At 64.4% G+C, this 21,844-nt stretch carries 19 protein-coding genes and 1 pseudogene; 7 read left to right on the top strand and 13 right to left on the bottom strand.

The features are described from left to right. Window positions 1–47: 47 nt before the first annotated feature. Both ACPYOD_RS03920 and ACPYOD_RS03915 read left to right on the top strand, forming a co-directional pair. Entirely contained in the window at window positions 48–386 is a 339-nt protein-coding gene (locus ACPYOD_RS03920; RefSeq protein WP_481300423.1) for a P-II family nitrogen regulator, read from the top strand. Further along, a complete protein-coding gene (locus ACPYOD_RS03915; RefSeq protein WP_481300422.1) occupies window positions 376–1,701 on the top strand; it encodes an ammonium transporter in 1,326 nt (441 codons plus the stop codon). The genes ACPYOD_RS03920 and ACPYOD_RS03915 overlap by 11 nt, the downstream gene beginning before the upstream one ends. An 18-nt stretch (window positions 1,702–1,719) precedes the next feature. Here the strand turns inward: ACPYOD_RS03915 and ACPYOD_RS03910 are convergent, their stop codons facing one another. Then, window positions 1,720–4,287: a dermonecrotic toxin domain-containing protein gene (locus ACPYOD_RS03910; RefSeq protein WP_481300421.1), complete on the bottom strand. Its 2,568-nt coding sequence runs from the start codon at window positions 4,285–4,287 to the stop codon at window positions 1,720–1,722. Window positions 4,288–4,497: 210 nt separating this feature from the next. Here ACPYOD_RS03910 and ACPYOD_RS03905 point away from each other — a divergent pair, with 210 nt between their 5' ends. Then, the gene (locus tag ACPYOD_RS03905; protein WP_481300420.1) at window positions 4,498–7,515 is read left to right on the top strand and encodes a dermonecrotic toxin domain-containing protein; all 3,018 of its coding nucleotides are present in this window, start codon (window positions 4,498–4,500) and stop codon (window positions 7,513–7,515) included. 18 nt (window positions 7,516–7,533) lie between these two features. On the opposite strand, the gene ACPYOD_RS03900 is transcribed toward ACPYOD_RS03905, so the two are convergent. Genes ACPYOD_RS03900 through ACPYOD_RS03890 form a run of 3 tightly spaced genes read right to left on the bottom strand, consistent with a single transcriptional unit; the run spans window position 7,534 to window position 10,029 of the window. After that, on the bottom strand, window positions 7,534–8,022 hold the full coding sequence (locus ACPYOD_RS03900; protein ID WP_481300419.1) for a RidA family protein: 489 nt from the start codon (window positions 8,020–8,022) through the stop codon (window positions 7,534–7,536). A 1-nt stretch (window position 8,023) separates the two neighbouring features. Continuing rightward, window positions 8,024–8,431, bottom strand: coding sequence for a c-type cytochrome (locus ACPYOD_RS03895; RefSeq protein ID WP_481300418.1), 408 nt, complete (start codon window positions 8,429–8,431; stop codon window positions 8,024–8,026). Next, window positions 8,428–10,029, bottom strand: coding sequence for a flavin monoamine oxidase family protein (locus ACPYOD_RS03890; RefSeq protein WP_481300417.1), 1,602 nt, complete (start codon window positions 10,027–10,029; stop codon window positions 8,428–8,430). The genes ACPYOD_RS03895 and ACPYOD_RS03890 overlap by 4 nt, the downstream gene beginning before the upstream one ends. 134 nt (window positions 10,030–10,163) lie before the next feature. On the opposite strand from ACPYOD_RS03890, the gene ACPYOD_RS03885 reads away from it, so the two are divergent. Beyond that, entirely contained in the window at window positions 10,164–11,174 is a 1,011-nt protein-coding gene (locus ACPYOD_RS03885) for an aminoglycoside phosphotransferase family protein (RefSeq protein ID WP_481300416.1), read from the top strand. Further along, window positions 11,171–11,848, top strand: a complete 678-nt coding sequence (gene murU, locus ACPYOD_RS03880; protein WP_481300415.1) for an N-acetylmuramate alpha-1-phosphate uridylyltransferase MurU — start codon at window positions 11,171–11,173, stop codon at window positions 11,846–11,848. Before ACPYOD_RS03885 ends, murU begins: the two co-directional genes overlap by 4 nt. A 15-nt stretch (window positions 11,849–11,863) precedes the next feature. On the opposite strand, the gene ACPYOD_RS03875 is transcribed toward murU, so the two are convergent. The 5 genes from ACPYOD_RS03875 to ACPYOD_RS03855 form a co-directional block, all read right to left on the bottom strand. Beyond that, window positions 11,864–12,136, bottom strand: a complete 273-nt coding sequence (locus ACPYOD_RS03875) for a hypothetical protein (RefSeq protein WP_481300414.1) — start codon at window positions 12,134–12,136, stop codon at window positions 11,864–11,866. A gap of 181 nt (window positions 12,137–12,317) precedes the next feature. Further along, the gene (gene motB / locus ACPYOD_RS03870) at window positions 12,318–13,340 is read right to left on the bottom strand and encodes a flagellar motor protein MotB (RefSeq protein ID WP_481300413.1); all 1,023 of its coding nucleotides are present in this window, start codon (window positions 13,338–13,340) and stop codon (window positions 12,318–12,320) included. Window positions 13,341–13,346: 6 nt separating this feature from the next. After that, on the bottom strand, window positions 13,347–14,201 hold the full coding sequence (gene motA / locus ACPYOD_RS03865; RefSeq protein ID WP_481300412.1) for a flagellar motor stator protein MotA: 855 nt from the start codon (window positions 14,199–14,201) through the stop codon (window positions 13,347–13,349). A gap of 78 nt (window positions 14,202–14,279) precedes the next feature. Continuing rightward, window positions 14,280–15,593: a two-component system sensor histidine kinase NtrB gene (locus ACPYOD_RS03860; protein WP_481300411.1), complete on the bottom strand. Its 1,314-nt coding sequence runs from the start codon at window positions 15,591–15,593 to the stop codon at window positions 14,280–14,282. Between the two features lie 108 nt (window positions 15,594–15,701). Beyond that, complete coding sequence (locus tag ACPYOD_RS03855; protein ID WP_481300410.1) at window positions 15,702–15,962, bottom strand: hypothetical protein; 261 nt, start codon at window positions 15,960–15,962, stop codon at window positions 15,702–15,704. Window positions 15,963–16,165: 203 nt separating this feature from the next. On the opposite strand from ACPYOD_RS03855, the gene ACPYOD_RS03850 reads away from it, so the two are divergent. Continuing rightward, window positions 16,166–16,405, top strand: coding sequence for a hypothetical protein (locus ACPYOD_RS03850; protein ID WP_413625573.1), 240 nt, complete (start codon window positions 16,166–16,168; stop codon window positions 16,403–16,405). An 80-nt stretch (window positions 16,406–16,485) separates the two neighbouring features. On the opposite strand, the gene secF is transcribed toward ACPYOD_RS03850, so the two are convergent. The 4 genes from secF to tgt all read right to left on the bottom strand — a co-directional run bounded on the left by secF (window position 16,486) and on the right by tgt (window position 21,127). Then, on the bottom strand, window positions 16,486–17,451 hold the full coding sequence (gene secF, locus ACPYOD_RS03845; protein ID WP_481300409.1) for a protein translocase subunit SecF: 966 nt from the start codon (window positions 17,449–17,451) through the stop codon (window positions 16,486–16,488). A gap of 13 nt (window positions 17,452–17,464) precedes the next feature. After that, the gene (secD, locus tag ACPYOD_RS03840) at window positions 17,465–19,339 is read right to left on the bottom strand and encodes a protein translocase subunit SecD (RefSeq protein WP_481300408.1); all 1,875 of its coding nucleotides are present in this window, start codon (window positions 19,337–19,339) and stop codon (window positions 17,465–17,467) included. Between the two features lie 69 nt (window positions 19,340–19,408). After that, on the bottom strand, window positions 19,409–19,756 hold the full coding sequence (gene yajC, locus ACPYOD_RS03835; protein WP_481300407.1) for a preprotein translocase subunit YajC: 348 nt from the start codon (window positions 19,754–19,756) through the stop codon (window positions 19,409–19,411). Between the two features lie 240 nt (window positions 19,757–19,996). Then, complete coding sequence (gene tgt / locus ACPYOD_RS03830) at window positions 19,997–21,127, bottom strand: tRNA guanosine(34) transglycosylase Tgt (RefSeq protein ID WP_481300406.1); 1,131 nt, start codon at window positions 21,125–21,127, stop codon at window positions 19,997–19,999. A gap of 115 nt (window positions 21,128–21,242) precedes the next feature. Between tgt and ACPYOD_RS03825 the strand changes: the two are divergent. Beyond that, a pseudogene (locus ACPYOD_RS03825) lies at window positions 21,243–21,844 on the top strand (hypothetical protein); the annotation flags it as partial.

The raw sequence follows: 21,844 nt of genomic DNA, 5'->3' as shown, positions 1-21,844 counted from the left end.
GGCACGGAACCTGCTGATCCCCATCCGGGCCAACGAAGGGGCAACTCATGAAGTGGATCAACGCGATCATCAAGCCGTTCACTCTGGACGATGTGCGCGAAGCGCTGGCCGAGGTGGGCATCCAGGGGATGACGGTGACCGAGGTGAAGGGATTCGGTCGCCAGCATGGGCATACCGAGCTTTATCGCGGCGCCGAATACGTCGTCGACTTCCTGCCCAAGCTCAAGGTGGAAATAGCGGTGACGGACGACCAGGTGGAGCGGGCGGTCGAGGCGATCGGCCACGCCGCCAGGACCGGCAAGGTGGGCGACGGCAAGATCTTCGTACTCGACCTGGAGCAGGCCATCCGTATCCGTACCCAGGAGGTCGACGACGATGCGCTTTGATCTGTCCCGCACACTCCTCGGCTGCGCCACCCTCCTCCCCTGTGCCGCGTTCGCGCAGGCCGCTTCGCCCGCCGTGCCCGACTCCGGCGACACCGCCTGGATGCTGACGGCGACGATGCTCGTGCTCATGATGACCATTCCCGGTCTCGCGCTTTTCTATGGCGGCATGGTCCGCGCCAAGAACCTGCTTTCCGTACTGATGCAGTGCTTCGCCATTACCGCGGTCGTCACCGTCGCATGGATCGCCTACGGGTATTCGGTGGCATTCGACGACGCAGGGATGGCGGCGGGGACCACGGGCCTGCATTCCTTCGTCGGCGGCCTCGGCCACGCGATGCTTGCGGGCCTCACGCCGGGAACGATGCATGGCACGATTCCCGAAGCGCTGTTCGTGATGTTCCAGATGACCTTCGCCATCATCACGCCCGCCCTCATCATCGGTGCCTTCGCCGAACGCATGAAGTTCTCGGCGCTGCTGGTGTTCACGCTCTTCTGGCTCACCATCGTCTACCTGCCGCTGGCACACATGGTGTGGGGTGGACCGGGATCGTTCCTCGGCGACCTGGGCGTCATCGATTTCGCGGGCGGCACCGTGGTGCACATCAATGCCGGCATCGCGGGCCTCGTCGGCTGCCTGGTCATCGGGAAGCGCCGCGGCTATCCGCACACACCGATGCCGCCGCACAATCTCGGCTACACGCTGATCGGCGCAAGCATGCTGTGGCTGGGCTGGTTCGGCTTCAATGCCGGCTCGGCGCTGGCGGCGAACGGAAGTGCGGCGATGGCGATGCTCGTCACGCAGGTGGCCACCGCAGCGGCGGCTATCGGCTGGACCGCCGTGGAGTGGATCGTGCACCGGCGCCCGAGCGTGCTCGGTATCGCCTCCGGCGCCGTGGCCGGGCTCGTTGCCATCACGCCGGCCGCCGGCTCATGCGGGCCCGGCGGCGCGCTGGTCCTCGGCCTGTGTGCGGGCGTGGTCTGCTTCTTTTGCGCCACGCGGCTCAAGAGGCGTCTGGGCTACGACGATTCGCTGGACGTCTTCGGCGTGCACGCGGTGGCCGGCATCCTCGGTGCGCTGCTCACCGGACCGCTGGCGTCGCCCGCGCTCGGCGGCTACGCGGCCGTGTCGCATCCACTCGAACAACTGTGGATCCAGTTCGAGGGCGTAGCGTTCACCGTCGTCTATAGCGGAGTACTGAGCTATGGCATCTTCAAGGTCATCGCCGTGACCATGGGCCTGCGCGTGGACGATGAGCAGGAAGAGGTCGGACTCGACCTCGCGCTTCACGAGGAACGCGGCTACAACCTGTCCTAGGATGGCGGGCTTTGCGGCTCAAGGCACGTTCCAGCGCGCTTCGGAGAATTCGCTAGGTGCGTCGATGTCCAGGTGGCCATCGACGTATTTCACGAACGCTTCCAGCGGAACGCCGTACGGCGTGGATACATGTTTCGATTCGATGATTTTTGCGAGGATCTTCTGAATCTCTGGATCGTACGAATCGATGATGAAAATATCTTTCGCGGGAATATCCGCCGGGAAGTGGACTTCGTCCAGTTCGATCTCGTGATCGCCAGGACCGATATTGTCGGAAGCCGAAACGACTTCGCGTCCTTCGGTCCACACCGCATACTGGTTGAAGTGCTCGCGGTTGGCGAAGCCGGCTCGGTTCCACTCGCGAAACACAGTATTGCTCGCCGCAAGCGAACCACTGCCTATCGTCGCGTCGGTCGACAACATCTCGTGCAGTGCGTAGAAACACTGGCTCGGCCCGAACCTTCCCTGGGAAAGCAATTCTCGCGGCGACCTGGCGTCGACACGATAGACGATGGAATGGTTTGCCGTGTGATATCCCTCCGAATTGCGAATCCATTCACCGTGCTCGTCCAGGTGGTCCTCCATCCTAAAATCGTCCAGCCGGTGGCGCCGTGCATCGACTTCGGATTTTTTCAAGGCAAGGACCTTGGAAACCCGACTTGCCGCTGCATCGGGGATAACCGTGACGGTATATCCTGCGTCGGCCAACTCCTGGATCGCGTCACCGTCGGCGAAGGTCCATGCCGGCCTGTCTTCGTCGGGTTCGACAGGATCCAGCACGGGTGGACGGGGCGAAATCCCGCCGACCGTGCCTAGCCCTTCCTCCTCATGCCACCATGGCGCCCGCAGCGGACTCATCGGGTAGCCTATGCGGCCGTTGATCCTGCTGGGCGTCACAAATAGCGGGGCCCCGCCCCGGGATGGGCTCTCGCCCTCGGCGTGGCCACCCCGACTTCCGAACGCCGCGCCCAATGGCACGCTCGTCACGGCCGTCATGACCGCCTGGCCGAAACCGCTCCTGCGTTCTTCCAACGTCCGTCCGTCGATGCCTTGTTCGATACCCGTGCCGATCCCGACCAGGGCCGAGCCCAGCTGCACCGGTAGCGCCAGCACCGGCACATAACCGAGCGGAGCGAGCAGTGTCGTCGTGCGAGCGATCGTCGACCGCCAGGCTTCCCAGGCGGTACTCGCTTCCATCAGGGCGTCGTCGCGCATCCGTTGCTCGATCCGAGCTTGCATATCCGTGAAGAGGTCGCCGACGACCGTGGCATTCGAGTGATCGATGGCACCGCTGTCTGCCTTCCACTCGCCGCTGCCTATTTGGCCGAGCGCTTTCGCAACTCCCGATCGGAAAACGCCGTCCTGCTTGTTGTAGGTGGAGAAATGCAAAAGCAGATCGTCCAGGCTTTTCACATCCCTTGCCTTCGCCGCCACCCACCGCCGAAGCGCGTCCTCGTTTTCGAACGCCACGAACGCGCGTTCCGCACCTGGGATATACAGCACCTCGCTTCCGTCGGCAGCGATGAAGCGGACCATGTCGCTCGAGGCGTAGCCATTGATGTCGAAGCGACGGACATGGGCACCGGGCGCCGTCGGTAGCTGCAGCTGCGCGAGGGTTACCGGCCCTTCCACGGGCACGTGCGCGGCACCTGCACGCAGTACCTGCGTCAACTGCTCGCGGCTTATCCGTCCCAGGGCCTGTGCCTTGCGCGCATCCCATACGAACCGATAACGCGCCACAACCGTCCAGGCGTGCCTGTTCTCCACCCAGTATGTGTCCAGGGATCGGTTCAGCGCCTTTACGTAGGGCAACTCAGCAAAGGTACCCACGTGTTCGAATTGCTCGACAAGTTGCGCGAGCCGTAGCGGGCTTTCGGCGGCAGCGGTAAATCCCTTGTCCGCATGAAATATCCCAAAAGCCTCGTCCAACGTCCGCCGGTCTTCCCGGACGGTTTCGATGACGTTGCCGCCGGCAAAAAAAGTGTTGTAGAGGTAACCCGGACCCGTCCTGCTCCACAGGAACGCACCCGCGCGCTTCAGCACGTCGCCTGCGGTCCTGGCGTGCGTCAATCCCTCGACGAGCGCAAGAACGCCGGGACTTTCGTTTCCGCCGCTGTTGAGTGCGCCAACCGTGTCCGCCACCTCCGCGAAAAAGGTGTGCCGGGCGTGTTCGGGAAAGGCCTGCATCAATGCTTCCGTGAGCTTCTGCGTATGATCGGGCCTACCCTTGGCGCGATCGTCTGCCGATGCGAAATGGGCAACGACATGGGCATCGCCGTCGATGCCAAGGTGTTCCTCAAGGAAGGCCCTGGCTACCGCCCTCGCATCCGGGGCCGGGGCGCCGTAAGCCTTGCGCGACAATTCCCAGTATGCCTGGGCGTCCTTCTCTGTAGCGAACAAAGGCGCGAAAAGCGGCACATTCAGAACGTGCGGCGCAGCAGCGTCCTTCACCTCCACATCCATATCCATATCCATATCGTCGAAGTACGTGACGACTTGTTGGCCAAACACGCTCGTGGCGCAAAGCAGCGAGCCCGCGGCTAGCAGCCGGGCGATTACGGCCGCTCGTGGAAAAAGAATCTTCAAGACGATGGGTCCTTCGGCTGATGAACCGCGGGACTTTACCTACGTCCATCGGCCCGATCTGTCGGATGAAGCCATGGCTAAGCGTAGGCAGGCCACGAAAACGACATTCGCCGCAATTCGGCGTGGTTAACCGCCTTACGCCTACCTGCGACATTGCTCCCATGTCGCCTACGTCATGTCCGACATCCTCGCGCGAGGCAGCTGGATATCGTGATCGCCACCATCCCGATCGACGGTAACGCAATGACCGATCCCTCCCAGAAACGCCTCAGTCTCGCTGGCGCCATCCTTCTTGCTTCCACCATGACACACGCCCCAGGTAGTTTCGCCGGCGTGGTCCATCCATCGACAGACGGCCCGCATACGTTCACCGACACCTACCAAGTAGCGGACGCCCTCGCGGACGCGTCCGGACAACGAGAAGCATCGCTTCCTGACGTATCGCCGGTTGCCGTTCAATTCGTAAGCGCTGCGGACACGGCGGAATTCAATGCTCTTGTTCGCACTCACGATGTCCTCGCACCCGATGCCCGCGGCCTGGCCAAAGCGTTCATACGAGAGCAGCTCGGCATCGATGGTGACACCCACGTCGTCGCCCATTTCGCCACGGCGGAAAGCCGCGTCCAGGGCAATCCCGACCAGGCTACTTCGCTGACTGACGCCTTGATGGGTGCCTTTCCCGACCACGCAAGGCATAACTTCCTGGCACTCTCCGCCGACGCCGTCGGAGGCCTCCTTCGCGGAGGTGAAGCAAGCGTCGATCCGGTTTCATTCATCCGAGGTGTCGCACATACCCGCGACGGGAAAGACTTCTTCCAGAGGCTGTGGACCTATTGCCGGGGCTGGACAGGACCGGGATACCTCTACAACACCTTTTTCGCCAAACGAAACATCATCGACAAGGTGCGCGAGGACTCGCGTCCGCTCGATGAGGCCTTCGGCATTTACCGCCGTGGGGGCTATACCCGGGAGTACGCCAGTCCATTACTGCTGTCGCAATTGGTGAGCGCCTTCGGCGCATCGGGCGCATTCTCGGAGTTGCCCTATGTCAAGCGTCTCAATCAGGCGATAGACGGCTACTGGGTGGCAAATCGGGCCAACTGGTCCTTGCTCGCGCGCTATGAATTCATCACGCGGGCACGGCAAGCCCACAGCGCCGGCGAACTGACCGACGATCAATACGCACTTGTCATGCGTGGTGGGGCACCTCGAGTGCCCTTGAGCGGACCGGTAACGCTGGCGCAACTGCGGAGTACCGTGCGCGAAGGCGGCGTCACTGTCAGACGTTTCGACGTCAACGGCTATGTGGCCAGCGACCTGGTTCGCTTCATTGCAGCGGATGGCAGCGAAGTCATGTATATCCCCGGCGGAAGCCCAGGCTTCGTGGCTCTCGAGAGCGAACAGGCGCTCCGTCATTGGGTGAAGGCCCAGACACGAGATCCGCGAAGCCTGGAAGCGGTGCTGTCGCATTTTTCCATCTACAACACACAGGACGGTACATTCTGGACCGGCGTGAAGCAGGGACTGGAATACATTCGCGACGGCCAGTGGCAGTCCGACGGCGGCTCCGTCGATCACAAGAATGCCGAGGTCACGGATGACGTGTTCGAAGACATGCGGGTGCAGACGGAGCGGCGCCTGCGCGACGACGCGCGGATGCAGGCCAGCACGGCATGGGATGCATGGCGCACCACGCTCGACCGTGCCGCGACGCTATTGGCGCCACTGGGCTTCGTCCCGGCATTGACGATGCCCGTCATGATGCTCGCGGGCGCCGAGCAGACAGGTACTGGAATCGAGCAGGCCATCGATGGGCGAAACCAAGAGGATCGGACCGAAGGCCTCTTGAAGACGGGGACAGGTATTGTCTCCACCGCCCTCGCCGGCATAGCGCCGGCGAGGGAGACGGAAGCACAGCGGCCTTGGTTTCGTGACCCGCAGAGGGTCAACGGCCACATAGGTTACCCGCTGAGTCCTACCGGATCGCCAAGGTTGCCGGCGCTCGAGCCTGCGGCAAACGACTTCCTCACACAGATCGCGCAAAGGAACCCGCACGGGCCACTCATTACCAGCAATCCCAGGATGCTCCAGAGAGCCAGCGAGATACTCGACGAACTTGGCTTGCCCGACGAGGCATTGCGCGGCATAGACCCGAAACACGCCGAGCAGTCGCCGCTGGCAATGCTCGCACTGGGACACAGCTTCCTGGAAAACCTTCCCGCTCGGCTTCTCGACGAAGCAGATGGCCCGTGGAGTGAGATGGAGGCACGTGTAATCGCTCCAAACCTGGCCAAGGCCCTCGAACGCCCTCTCGCATTCTACGACTCGGGTACGCTCGAGTATGTCGCGATGCCTGGCGGCAGAATCGACAAGGCAATTCACCTTCCAAATGGCCGCGCCCCGCTGAACTCGCTGGATATAAATCGCGTCGGCAACAAATACCACGTTACGAACAACAGCGGCAGGCCCGGCACCTTCGACTCTGTGGTCACCGCGACCGAATGGCTGATATCGCCGACTGAATCAAGTCAGTACGCCTCCAGGTTTGAAGGTCCTGGGCGAATCGCCACTTGGCAGGACGATATCCATCTGAGAAAGCAACTTGTGAAGGATCTGGAAAGCCGATCAACTCTGCCAGAACTCGAGCGCATGCATCGGGAGTGGTTCAAGCGAGACCTTCCCGCGCGAAGCCGCCTCGTAGCAATCTCGAAACTTCGTCATGGCATTTTCAACGAGTATGAAGACCTGACGACAGCCGAGCTCATGCGCTTACAGAACGCGAACAACGGAAAACTTGGCCGCATGGGGAGTTCCGTCGCAACAAATGAAGATGCTGCAAAGGCCGCCAACGAGGCGCTGAAGGACATCGTCGCCAAGGAGAGCGCGCTGTTACCTGAAACCCTCGACCATCTCCTTGTCAAGGACAGCTCCGCGCTTCCGAGAACCTTCACCCCGGACGGTGACGACTGGACTATGCACGGGCGGCGCTACGTGCAACTGAGGGACCTCCACGGCCGCACCCAAGTGATCGAAACCGGGCCTGAAGGCTTGAATGGCCGTCGCGCGATCCTGGTGCCGGGAAAGAACCCGGAGCCAAGCGATGCGACGCATGAAATATTCAAATACGAAGGTGCGTGGTATCCGGTGGATTCGGCGTTCGCCCGGCAACCCACGATAAGACTCCGGGCTGGCAACGAGCCTATCTTGACGCTCCCAACCATCCCGTAATGTGGGAGTGGCCGCCGCTCAAGGACGAACGGCGGTCACCTCGATCTCCACAAGGAAACCGGGAGCGGCCAACGCCGCCACCTGCATCGCCGAGCGCGACGGCAGCTTCGGCTGCTCCTTTGTACCGAAGAACTGCGTGTATCCCGCCATGAAACCTGCGAAATCCATCTTGCCGCCCTTCGCGGGATCGCCGACCAGGAACACCTGCATCTTTACGACGTCGCCCAGCGAAAGGCCCATGCCCTTCAGCTGTTTCTCGATCGACGTGAGCACCCCGACGGTCTGCACCTTGGTGTCGCCGTAGGATTCCAGGCTTCCTTTCGGGGCGTTGGCATCCGCCACCGGCGGCACGACGCCGCTCAGGAAAACGAGCGTCTTTCCGGTGGGGATTTCCACCGCCGCCGAAATAGGAAAGTCGCTGCCCGGAATCTTGTGCCGGACGACGTCGGATGCGATGGCGGGCGCTGCCGCGACGAACGCGAGGGATGCAAGGAAGGCTTTCAACATGTCAGTGGTGCTCCGTTTCGGTGTTCGGGGGCCGGAATGCCTTCACGTCCTCCGGCGACAGCGGATCGACATAGGCATTGCCGAAATGCGTGCGTACATAGTTCACCACTCCGGCTATTTGCGCATCGGTGAGCAGCGGGCCGAATGCAGGCATGTTGCTACGACCGTTGATCACCATGGCAACGGGGTACGCCGCAGAGGCCAGCCTGGCGTTGTGCGCCAGCGCCGGGTATCGCCCCGCGCCGGTCGCGCCCCGACCGTCGGGCATGTGGCAGCCCTGGCAGATGTGCGTGTATAGCTGCTCGCCCGTCAGCTGGGACAGCCCGTCGTAATGCCTGGCATCGAAGCGCTGCGCAGTGGAGGTGTCGGCGCATAACGCGAGGCCCGCCATGAGGACGATCTTCTTCATGCAGCGGCCCCGGCCATGGCGCGACGATGCAGCGCCTCGATGGCGGACAACGACGAGAGGATCGCGCCCTCCTGCCATGCGGGCAGATAGGACGCGTGCTCGCCGGCGAGCACGATGCGGTCGTCCATCGCGCAGATGTCGGCGTAGTGCTTGGCCCTCGCCTCGTCCGTCCAGCCGCCGAAGCAACCGAGCGTGCCGGGCGAACGGTGCCATGCCACGGCCATGCCGCTCTCGAACTCGCGCGCATACTGCGGATGGATCTTCGAACCGTCCCCTATGGCCGCGCGTATACGCGCGGCCGGGTCCATTGCCGTGTATTCGTATGCATCGAGAAACAAGGTGTAGGCACCCAACAACACCCCCTTCTTCGTGCCGAAGCCATGACTGGGGTAAGAAATCATGCCGATCGGCTGGTCGGTGACGGTGATGCCACCGTAGATCGCTTCGTCCTCCTCCCAGAAGCGCCGCTTGAACTGGAGACCCACCTTGACCGAACCCCAATAGGGCACGGCGGCGATCGCCGCCCGCTTGGCCTGGGATACCTGTATCGGTATCTGGTTGAGGATCGACAGCGGAATCGTGCAGACGCACCAGTCCGCCGTGGCCTGCCGATTCTGGCCGGGCTTCGCGGTGTCTTCGTACGTCACGGTGACGCCGCGGCCGTCCTGGGCAATGTCGGTCACCCTTGCGTTGTAGCGGATCACATCATGGCCGATCTCGCGCACGAAGGCCTTGCCGATCGCATCCATGCCACCCACCGGCTGGAGGAGCGTGGTCTGGAACTCGTACATGCTGCTCATGCCCAGGTACTTCCACAGATGGCTGCCGAGCACGTCGTGCAGGGAGACCGGCTTGGAAAATGCCGGGGCACCGTCGGCCCCACCCGCCGCGTCCTTCGTGTAACCGCGGCGAGAACTGCTTGCCTGGCACGCCACGTAACGGAAGTCGTTGTCCAGCCCACCGAAGCCGCGCAGCGCTTCCAGGAGTATCTCCTTGTCTTCCTTGTTCACCAGGTCGTCGAGCCGACCACTCCCCGACGCCTTCGCGAGCAGTTCGGCTACACCGCCATTGAAGTCGCTCTGTACTTCCCGCATGCGCTGCGGCTTGCCACCGAACGCATTCCTGGCGTGCAGGTACGCGTTGTGGTTCACCTGGACAAACGGCTCGAGCGCCACACCGAAACGGCGGCAGTAATCGAGTACGGCGTGATGGTGGTAGGGAATGCGCCACGGACCGGGATTGAAGTACTCGCCCTTGTCGAACTCGCAAACCTGGCGATACCCACCGAGTTCGGTGTATTCGTCGCCGCCGCGCAGCGTCCAGTTGCGACCGCCGGCGCGCGCGTTGTACTCGAGCACCTGGACCCGATAGCCGGCCTTGCGCAACTCGTACGCGGCCACGAGCCCCGCCAGTCCCGCGCCGAGGATCAGGACGCTGCCGTGGCCGGTGCCCTGGAGCGCCGGCGCCTGGCGATAAGGCGATTCGCTGGCGAAGCCCATGCTGGTCATCGCCTGGTACATCAGCGCGCCGCCTCCGGCGAGCCCGATCATCCGCAGGAGGTCGCGACGCGTCATCGGTGCCGCACCGGTGCTTCCCATGATGATCGTCCCCCGATAGAACGTCTGGTGTCCGAGCATAGGCCCATGTGGCGAACCGCAACAATGGGCCGGAGCGCCATGACAGCCTATGACAAAGGCTCTAAGCTCACGAAAATGCCGCTGCAAAGACCCGCATGACTGCCACCAACCGCTCCGACGCCCGCCTGGCCTGGGCCCGCCAGGCCACCGGCCTGCCCTCCCTCGCACTGGAACCCGCATCCGCGGACGCCAGTTTCCGCAGCTACTGGCGCGGGTACGTCGACGGCCAACCGGTCATCGTGATGGACTCTCCGCCGGACCGAGAGAACCCGGCGCCCTGGGTCGAGATCGGTGGTCGCCTGGCCGCCGCGGGCCTGCACGTGCCCACGGTGATGGTGGCCGACCTGGCCCAAGGTTTCCTCCTGATCGAGGACCTGGGCACGCGCACCTACCTGCCGGAACTCAGCGACCAGACGGCCGACGCGCTTTATGGCGACGCCCTTGACGCCCTCCTGCGCATGCAATCCCGGGTAGACACCGCAGGCCTTCCCGCCTTCGACCACGCCTGGCAGACCATGGAACTGGAGATCATGCCGACCTGGCTGCTGCAAAAGCACCTCGGCGTGACCGTGGCGTGCGAGGAATGGGACATCATCGAGAACGCATTCACCGCGATCATGCATACGATCGCGGAGCAGCCGCGCGCGTTCATGCACCGCGATTACCACAGCCGCAACCTTCTGGTCACGACGGAACGCTCGCCCGGCATCATCGATTTCCAGGGCGCCATGTCGGGCCCCATCACGTACGACCTCGCATCGTTGCTGCGCGATGCATACATCACGTGGGACGAGGAACGCGTGCGCGGCTGGGTGGAGGCGTATCGCCTGCGCCTGCTCGACGCGCGCCTGCTGGACGAGAGCGTGGACGCCGATCGCTTCCGCCGCTGGTTCGACCTGACGGGCCTGCAGCGGCACATCAAGATCCTCGGGCTGTTCTGCCGGCTCTGTTACCGCGATGGGAAGCCTGGTTACCTCGACGACCTTCCGCGTGTGCTGCATTACGTGCTCGACACCGCGCGCAGGCACGCCGACGTGGCACCTCTCGCAGACTACCTCGAGGCGAAGATAGGCGGCCGGGATATCCGCGTGGCGGCCCGCGCATGAGGCACGCGCTCATCCTCGCCGCCGGTCTCGGCGAGCGCATGCGGCCACTCACGACGCTCACGCCCAAACCGCTGCTGGAGGTGAACGGCAAGCCGCTCATCGTGCACCACATCGAGAAGCTGGCAGCGGCGGACATACGGTATATCGTCGTCAATACCTCGCATCTCGCGGAGCAATTTCCGCAGGCTCTCGGCGACGGCTCGCGATGGGGCGTGCGCTTGCGCTATTCCTACGAAGGCCCGGTGCCGCTGGAAACCGGCGGCGGCATGCTCGCCGCGCTGCCTTTGCTCGGACCCGAGCCCTTCGTGGTCGTGAGTGCGGACATCTGGAGCGACATCGATTATGCAGCGCTTCCACGCGAGCCCAAAGGCGTGGCGCATCTGGTGATGGTCCCGAATCCCGATTTCCATCCCGCGGGCGATTTCGCGCTGGCCGATGGACAGCTCTACGAAGCCGACGCTCCGGAGCGTGCCGAGCGACTGACGTTCGGGAACGTGGGCGTGTATCGCCGCGAGATCGTGGAACGTGAGATGCCGGGCCGCTTCAAGCTGCTGCCGATGTACAGGCGCGCCATTGCCGAAGGCAGGCTCACCGGCGAACGCTTCGACGGCTTCTGGCGCAACGTGGGCACGCCGGCGCAACTCGAAGAACTCCGCCAGACGCAGCGTGCATAGAACTGTGGGAGCCGGCTACGCCGGCGATCCCGCGGCGGGCACGCTCGATGCAAGCTCGTCGTCGCCGACAGAATCGGCTCCAACCACGCGCAAGCGCTCGTGGCCGAGCGCGAAGGCTTCGTTGAACGCGCTGGTGATGTCCTGGAAATCATTGGTGCCGGTGCTTGCCTCGATCTCCTCGCCGATATGGTCGAGGATGCGATAGCTGGCGCGATACACCTGTTCGCCGGCATCGCCATGATGCTTGACCGCCTTGGCGACCACTCTGTACTTACTGTGATTTTCCACTACGCCTTCCCTCCCCTGTCTTCTCGATACTGCCGGGGCGGGGTGACCGTTGCAAGTGACTCCCGTGACACACCGGCGACATTGTGACAACGCGGTCTGGTGTTCACAGGCTGGCCCGCCATAGGACGATAAGGCAGTGGGCGCCTTGCGCCGGTAGGGCAGCGTGAAGGCTGTCGAGGCGTCAGCCCTTGCGCAGGACCCGCGGCGCGGTCACCGCGGTTCCCACGTTGGAGTCGGGCGCCGGGACCGGCATGTCCGGCACACCGCCGCCCAGGTGTTCCTGTTCCGCCGAATGCGGCGTAGCGCTCGCATCGGGCACGTCCGGCTCGTCGGCGACTTCCTGGGAAAGCGCGGCCCGTGCCGCTTCCTTCGTCATCACCACGATGCTGATGCGCCTGTTGATCGCCGCCGCGGGATCCGCCTTGTCGAATGGCACCGACGCCGCCAGCCCGACCACGCGCGCCACCTTGCCGGGCTGCATGCCGCCTTCGACGAGTGTGCGCCGCGCGGCATTCGCACGGTCGGCGGAAAGCTCCCAGTTGCCATAGGCGCTATCGGCGCGAATGTAAGGCGCGCTGTCCGTGTGACCCGAGATGCTGATCGAATTGGGCACCTGGTTCACGAAGCCCGCCAGCTCATGCAGGATCTGCACGGTATATGGCTTCATGACTCCGCTGCCGGTGTCGAACATGGGACGGTTCTGCTTGTCGACGATCTGGATGCGCAGGCCTTCCGACGTGATGTCGAGGAGAAGCTGGTCTTTGTACGGCGCCATCGCCTGGCTCTTGGCGATGGCCTCCTTGAGGTCGCGCATGAGTTGTTCGAGACGACGCTTTTCCTGTTCGCGGGCGAGCTTGTCGACCTCGGACGAACTCGGTTTGGCGAATGCCTTCTGGTCGCCCGGCCCCTTGGGCAGGTCGAGCGCGCCGCCGAGCTTGATCATGCTGGTGCTGGCACCGCCCGGCCCCATCTTGCCCGACGGCGACATGGTGGACTGACCCTGCGTCATGCTCGGATTCTTGAAATATTCCGAGATGGCCGCGCGCTGCTGCTTCGTGCCGGCACCGACGAGCCACATGACGAGGAAGAAGGCCATCATCGCCGTGACGAAGTCGGCATAGGCGACCTTCCAGACACCCCCATGGTGCGCATGGCCGGCCTTTTTCCGTTTCCGGACGATGATGACCTGCTTCAGATCGCTCATGACCGATTACCGGACGGCCTTCAGGTGGGTTTCGAGGTCCTGGAACGACGGGCGCGACGAGGCTTGCAGCGACTTGCGCGCGAACTCCACGGCCACCATCGGGTTGTACCCGCGCAGGTTGGCCAGCAGGGCCACCTTCACGCATTCGAAGGCCTTGCCGTCCGTGCCCACCCGGGCTTCCATCGCCGCCGCGAGCGGACCGACGAAGCCGTAGGAAAGGAGGATGCCCAGGAACGTGCCGACCAGCGCGCCTGCGATGTGCTCGCCGATCACCGCCGCGTCGCCGTCGATCGACTTCATGGTGATGACGATGCCGAGCACCGCCGCGACGATGCCGAAACCCGGCAACGCGTCTGCCATCTTCTGGACCGCCAGTGCCGGCACCAGCGCTTCGTGATGGTGCGTTTCCAGTTCCACGTCGAGCAGTTGCTCGAGTTCGTGCGGGTCCATGGCGCCACCCACGATGAGGCGCAGGCAGTCGGTGGTGAAGTCGATGAGGTGGTGCTCGGCGACAAGCCGCGGATAGGCCGAGAACAGCGTGCTGTTCGCCGGATCCTCGATATGCGCCTCCATGCCGAGCTGCCCTTCCTTGCGCATCTTCACGAAGATGTCGTAGAGCAGCGACAACAGGTCCACGTAATCCTGCCGGCGGTACTTGGGCCCCTTGAACAACGCCACGACGTCACGCCCGGCGCCCTTTACCACCTCGATGGAGTTACTGCTGACGAAAGCACCCACTGCCGCACCGAAGATGATGAGCAGTTCGTAGGGTTGCCAGAGCGCGCCGAGTTCGCCGTGGGAAAGTATGTAGCCGCCCAGTACGGATACCAGGACGACGATGGAGCCGATGATGACCAACATGCCTTGCTTCCTCCAGTCCTTCTGCTTATCGGCCAGACGGGAGGAAAATTGAGGAACTTCGTCACGTTTTGTGAACGTTCACTCCGTGAGCACCTGCAGCTCCTGATAGCGCGGAAACACAAGCCGGAAGCGGGTTCCGACGCCGGCTTCGCTCTCGATCTCGATGGCCCCACCTGCTTGCGCGACCATGCCGTACACCTGCGCCAGGCCGAGCCCTGAACCGCCTTCCTTTGTCGTGAAGTAAGGCTCGAACAGCCGCTGGCGCACTTCCTCGGACATGCCGCCGCCGGTATCGGTCACGCTGACGAAAACCTGCCGGTAGCCGCCGGCCTCGTGCGAGAGCCCGGGAAGCACGCCGTCGCCCGTGCGCTCCCCCACCTCCACGACGATGCTGCCGAAGCCGTCCATGGCGTCGCGCGCATTGAGGCAGACGTTCATGAGCGCCTGCTCGACGCCGTGCCGGTCCAGCCATACCGGCAATGGCCCGGGTTGGCGCAGCACCTCGAGCCCGACGCGTCCCCCGAGGGCGTGCCGCGCGAAATCCGCGAAGGCGACGACGAGCTCGCCGAGATCGGTCGCTTCCGGCTGGCCGTACTGGTTGCGTGCGAAGGCCAGTAGCCGGCGCGTCAGTGCGGTGGCGTGACGGGCGCCCTCCACGGCGTAGGTGATCATGCGACGGTGCCGGGGCGACAGCTCGTCCGAATCGTCCTGGAGCCCGGACAAGCTGACGATCACCGTCTGCAGCATGTTGTTGAAGTCGTGGGCGATGCCGCTCACGAGTTGGCCGATCGCCTGCTGCTTCTGAGCCTGCCGCGCGCCGGCCTCGGCCAGTTCCCTCGCCCGGTTCGCCATGTCGAGCTGCTCACGGACACCGGCAAGGCGGCTCTCGGCGTCACGCCGGGCCCCATGTTCCGACTCCAGCCGCTCCATCAGCGTGCCGTAGCGGGTGCTGGCGGAGGCCGACCTCGCCACGGTCTCGTTCAGGCGGTCCTGGAGCAGTTCGATGATGGCCTCCAGGGAGGCCTGCAACTCCACGCGCTCCGTGACGTCGCGACTGATGACGATGAAGTGGTCCAGCGTATCGCCCGCCACCACAGGCGCGACCATCACTTCCCACCACCGGGTGGGCCCGTGGCCGGGACGCCTCGCGCCGACGAAGTCCACGCGCTCGCCGTGGGCGGCACGATCGAGCACGCGCATCACCATGTCCTGGGCTTCGAGCGGCCACAGGTCCAGCCAGCGCGTCCCGACGAGGCGATCCGTGCCCTCGGGCGCGAGCGCGGCACAGCCCAGGCCCGCGACGAAACGGATGGTGCCGTCGCGATCCAGTTCCTTCATGCAGTCCGAGGACGCCTCGACGAATTGCCGGTACCGCCCAACCCCCTCGCTCATGGCCGCCGCCGTCCTTTTGTCACGCCCGGTGTGACGCTAATGACGCTATGACGCGCCGCGATACGGCATGCTGTCAAGCCGTCCTTGTATGGGAGCCAGCGAAAGGACTCAGGTTTCGTCGTCGAAACCCGTTTCGCCCTCGGCGAAGACGGGCGCGCCGTCCTCCTCCACACCCAGGACCAGACCCAGCGCTTTTTCCGCCGCGGCCGCCGCACTGGCTCCGTCGCGGAAGCTGCGGTTCTCGTAAACGGCGAAGTAGCTGGGGTAGCTTCCGTCGGCGGGATGGGCCGACAGCAGGGCCGTGTAACGCGAGCCCTCTCGGGTCGCGCCGCTGCGCAGGGTGAAGCCGGGGAATTCGCGCTCTGCCATGGATCCGATCTCGAGGAAGGAGGAAAGTCTAGCGCAGCCCGGAGCTTGCCGAGCCTGTTGCAGGAAAGCCCTTACGAATATTGAAAAATGTGAACGGGCTGGCACTTGCTCACCCCGGTTTTGTAGGGTATTTCCTACACGCAAGCGACCTCACATCACCTTCACGAAGGTCGCGAAACAGGGGAAACAGGGGCAATAGCAGCATGAACCTCATCACCACCGCGTCGCCGTCACGGCGCCTCGCGTGGACCGTCGCTACCGTACTCGCGCTCGCCGGCATCATCGGCCTGGCCCTGGCGCCGCGTGTGGCCGCCGCCATACCGAGGACGGCGATCCAGATGGTCTACGCCTGGCTGTGCGCATCCCTCGTGGGCTCCGCCTACGTCGTGGTCACCTTGGCCAACGACGCAGAAGGTGCCACTGAGGACAGCGAGGATTTCTGACGCCCAGGGATGAGGGCTATGACGAAAAAGCCCGCCGGTGACGGCGGGCTTTTTCGTATCTCTCGATACCTCGGCGCAGATTACGGCCGGCGTTCGAGTTCCGGATCTTCCTTCGAGCGCGGCATGAGGTCCTGCTTCGACACGCCAAGCCACAACAGGATGGGGCTGGCGACGAAGATGGACGACAGCGTGCCGACCAGGATGCCGATGAGCATCGTGATCGAGAAGCCGTGCACCACGGGACCGCCGATGAAGTACAACGCGGCCATGGTGATGCCGGTGAACAGCGAGGTGATGATCGTTCGCGACAGCGTGCTGTTGATCGAGCGGTTCAGCACCTCTTCCGGCGTGGCATTGCGGCTGGTGCGGAACAGTTCGCGCACGCGGTCGAACACCACCACCTTGTCGTTGATCGAGTAACCGACCACCGCCAGTACCGAGGCCAGCACGGTCAGGTCGAACTCGCGCTGGGTGATGGCGAAGATGCCAAGCGTGACCAGCACGTCGTGGATTTCCGTGGCCAGCGCCGCGATGGCGAAACGCTTCTCGAAGCGGATCCACAGGTAACCCATGATGCCGACGATGACGAAGATGACCGCGACGATACCGTCGCTGCGCAGCTCCTCGCCCACCTGCGGGCCGACGAACGACTTGCTCTTCATCGCCACGTCGGGGCGGGAGGCCTTCAGCGCCGCCATGATGTCGTTCGATACCCTCGTGGCCGCCTCGTCGTTCGTGAGATTGCCGGCGGCGGCGACGTCGCCCTTCGGCTGCAGGCGAATGGTGAATTCGCGGGTGCCGCCGACCGCCTGCACCAGCGGGTTCTCCAGGTGCGCCTTGTCCAGGGCGGAGCGCACGTCGCTCGGATCGACCGGCGTCTGATATTCCACCTGCACGGCCACGCCGCCGAGGAAGTCCTGCCCGTAGTTGAAGCCCCGGGTCATGATCAGTGCGATGGAGCCGACCATGAGCAGCACGGCAAGGCCGATGCTGAACTTGCGCAGGCCCAGGAAGTTGAAGTTCGAATTGTGGTTGAAGATTTCCATGGCGTCCCTCCCGTCAGACCGACAGGGTCTTGAGCTTGCGGCCGCCGTGGATCAGCGCCGTGATGGCATGGGTGACCGTCACCGACGTGAACATCGAGGTGAGGATACCGATGAACAGGGTGACGCCGAAGCCCTTGATCGGGCCCGAGCCCATGGTCATGAGGCCGAGCGCGGCGAGCAGGTGGGTGACGTTGGCGTCGAGAATGGTGGCCCACGCCTTGTCGTAGCCGGTGCGGATGGCCGCCAGCGGTGACGAGCCGTTGCGCAGCTCCTCGCGCACGCGTTCGCAGATCAGCACGTTCGCGTCGATCGCCATACCCAGGGTCAGCACGATACCCGCGATGCCCGGCATGGTGAGGGTGACGCCGATCATCGACATGACGGCAACGAGCAGCACCAGGTTGAAGAACAGCGCAATGTCGGCCACCAGGCCGAAGAGCTTGTAGTAGATGGCCGCGGCCACCAGCACGAGCCCGAGGCCGAGCATCACCGCCTTGAAGCCCTTGTCGATGTTGTCCGCGCCGAGGCTGGGACCGATGACGCTTTCACCGACGATGTCCACCGGCGCGGCAAGCGAACCGCCGCGCAGGAGCAGCGCCAGTTCCGACGCTTCGGCGTCGCTGGGCAGGCCGTTGGTGGAGAACTGCTTGCCGAAGGGCGAGCTGATGTTGGCGTAGTTGATCACCTCTTCGGTGATCTTCGGCGTCTTCACTTCCTTGCCGTCGACCGTCTTGGTTTCGACGGTGCGCGTGATGTAGAGCACCGCCATCGGCTTGCCGACGTTGTCGTTGGTGAACTCCTGCATCTTGCGGGCACCCGCGCTGTTCAGCGTGACGCTGACGTTCGGCGTGCCGTTCTGCTGGTCGCGGCCGGAGATGGCGCTGGTGAGTTCGTCGCCCTTCGCGATGACCTTCTTGCTGAGCAGGTAAGGCCGGCCGTCGCGGCCGTAGTAGAGCTTCGCATCCGGCGGCACGCTGCCCGAGCGGGCGGCGTCCACCGCCTGCTGCGGGGTGTAGAGGCCCGCGCGGTACTCCAGGGTGGCGGTGGCGCCGATGATCTTCTTCGCTTCCGCCGTGTCCTGCACGCCCGCGAGCTCGACGATGATCTGGTTCGGGCCCTGCTGCTGGATCAGCGGCTCGGACACGCCCAGGGCGTTCACGCGCTGGCGCAACGTGGTCACGTTCTGGCTGATGGTGCTCTGGGCCAGTTCGCGCAGCTTGTCGGGCTTCACCGTGGCGTTGAGCACGAAGCGGTTGCCCGTGCTCGCACCGTCGTTGACGACGAGGTCGGGGTAGTCCGTGCCGATGAGTGTGGCCGCCTGCTGGCGGTCGGCTTCGGAACGAAGCACCACGCTCACGCCCTTGCCGCGTGCGTTGCGATTGACGGCGTCGTACGACACGTTCTTGTCGCGCAGCAGCGAGCGGATGTCGTCCGCGTAACGGGTTTCCTGCGCGTCGATCACCGCGTTCTGGTCCACTTCCATCAGGAAGTGCACACCGCCCTGCAGATCGAGACCGAGCGGCATCGAGTTCGCATGGATGGCGCGCAGCCAGGACGGCACGGTGGTGGCCAGGTTCAGGGCCACCGTGTACTTGTCGCCGAGGTCGGCGCGCAGCACGTCGGATGCCTTCGCCTGCGAATCGACATTACCGAAGCGGGCAAGCAGGCGGGTGCCCTTGTCGTCCAGCTCGATCGACGAGGCCGGCACCTTCGCCGTGGCCAGCAGGCCTTCGACCCGGCTCTTCAGGGCCGTGTCGACGGAGGCGCCGCGGTTGCCCGAGATCTGCACCGCCGGCTGCGGCGGGAAGACGTTCGGCAGCGCATACACGATGCCGAACAGCAACACGATCACGACCAGCGCGTACTTCCAGCGTGGAAAATCACTCATGCCTTACATTCCATGGGAGCGGGAGCGGCCGTGCGCCGGCCGCGGCTGACGCATTGTCGGATGGAAGTCTTACGACTTCTTGAGGCTACCCTTGGGCAGCACCTGGGTGATCGAACCCTTCTGCACCTGGACGACCACGCCCGGGGCGATCTCGACGCGGACGAAGGACTCGCCGACGTCCTCGATGCGGCCGGCCATGCCGCCGCTCATCACCACTTCGTCGCCCTTGGCGAGCGCGGCCAGGAGGGCACGGTGCTCCTTCTGACGCTTCATCTGGGGGCGGATCATCATGAAATAGAAGATGCCGAACAGCACCGCCATCATGATCAGCGGCGAAAAGCCGAAGGCGCCCTGCGGAGCGGCCCCGGCGGCGGGAGCGGTGGCCTGGGCAATGGCGGCGAATGTGGTGAGGCTCATCGGAATTCTCGCAAGTCATGGAACGGCCAAGGAAAAGCGACCGTTCACGGAAAAAGATCGTGGATTATGCCACGCGGCCCGGCGCTTTGTACGTGGGGCCTCCGTGGATGTGGGACCCGGCAATCCGCGGGGACCGGCAACCTGTGGGGGCCGGCTTTGCCGGCGATCCCGCGGCAGCGGGAAGTTTGCCGCAAGCCGCCATCGCCGCTGAAGCGGCTCCCACACAAAACCGCCCCTTGCTCAGCCGTCGACCTCGGCCTTGCGCCGGGCCGCATAGAACGCGGCCACGAAGTCCTCGAGGCCGCCCGCCTCGATGGCGCCCCGCAGGCCGGCCATCAGCCGCTGGTAGTGACGCAGGTTGTGCATCGTTGCCAGCTGGCTGCCGAGGATCTCGTTACAACGGTCCAGGTGGCGCAGGTAGGCTCGGGAGAAACCGTTGGCGCAGGCATAGCAGTCGCAGCCCTCCTCGATCACCCGGGTGTCCATGGCGAATTTCGCATTGCGTATCCGCAACGTGCCCTCGGCGGTGAAGAGGAAGCCGTTGCGGGCGTTGCGGGTGGGCATGACGCAGTCGAACATGTCGACGCCGCGGCGTACGGCCTCCACGATGTCTTCCGGCCGGCCCACGCCCATGAGGTAACGGGGCCGGTCCTTCGGCAGCATGGGCAGGGTGAAGTCCAGCGTGTGGTTGCGCTCGGCCTCGGGCTCGCCCACGGCCAGGCCGCCCACCGCGTAGCCGTCGAACCCGATCTCCACCAGCCGCTCCGCGGAACGCCGCCGCAGGGCTTCGAAGGTGCTGCCCTGGACGATGCCGAACAGCGCATTGGGATTGCGCAGGTCGTCGAAAGCCCGGCGCGAGCGCTCCGCCCAGCGCAGGCTGAGTTCCATGGAGTCGGACGCCACTTTCTCCGTGGCCGGATACGGCGTGCATTCGTCGAAGATCATGGCGATGTCCGAATCCAGCACTTTCTGGATCCGCATCGACTCCTCGGGCGAAAGGAACACCTTCGAGCCGTCCACCGGCGACGCGAACGTGACCCCTTCCTCGGTGATCTTCCGCTTGTGGGCCAGCGAGAACACCTGGAATCCGCCCGAGTCGGTGAGGATCGGCTTGTCCCAGCCGATGAAGCGGTGCAGGCCGCCGAACTCGCCGACGATATCGAGGCCGGGGCGCAGGAACAGGTGGAAGGTATTGCCGAGGATGATCTCCGCGCCGATGTCCCGGACATCGCGTGGGGTCATGGCCTTCACCGAACCGTAGGTGCCCACGGGCATGAAAGCGGGGGTTTCCACGGTGCCGCGGCCAAATCGGAGACGGCCGCGCCGCGCCGCGCCGTCGGTGGCGAGGAGTTCGAAGGGAAGCTGGGTCATTCGCCCATTCTACCTTGCCGGCGCCTTCCTAAAGTTTCGCAAGTTCCCGCCGATCCTCTAGCTCACAGGAGCGTGCCCATCCGCGGGCCCGCCAAGCCGCGGGAGGATATCCCCCTTGATCATCCAGCCGACCAGTCTCGCTGCCCAGTTGTGGGCGGGCGCGGCCGCGGGTACCACGGCCACGGCGGACAGCTGGCGGGTCGGCACCCTGCTCATGGCTCGGGTGATGGGCCAGAACGACCTGGGCAAGTTGCTGCTGGAGATCGGCGGGCTCACCGTCGAGGCCGATACGGCCGGCACCCAACTCCCGCCGCAGTTCCAGGTGCGCGTGCTTACCCAGGGGGCTCAACCGCAACTGGAGGTGCTGCCGGGCAACGTCGACGAGCGTGTGGCCATGCAGGGCCTGCGCGAACGCCTGCCCCAACAGAACGGCTACGCCCCGCTTCTGGGCGTGCTGGCCGCGCTGGGGCGACGACCGATCGCGCGCCTGCTGCCCGCGCCGCTTCGTGCCGCCCTGGCCACGCTCGAGGCCTCGATCAACAAGCCCGCCGAAGTCAGTTCGCCCATGGGCATGAAGGAAGCCATCGCCCGCAGTGGCACCTTCCTGGAAGCGCACCTTGCCGAGCCGAAGCAGGCGACACCGGCGGCGGCGAGAGGAATCTCCACCATCCACAAGCCGGCTTGCGGCTGCGATTCGAGTTGGGCGATCTCCACGCG

Source organism: Luteibacter sp. HAY1-4A, from assembly GCF_056755355.1.
This window is presented reverse-complemented; position numbering and strand designations above follow the sequence as displayed.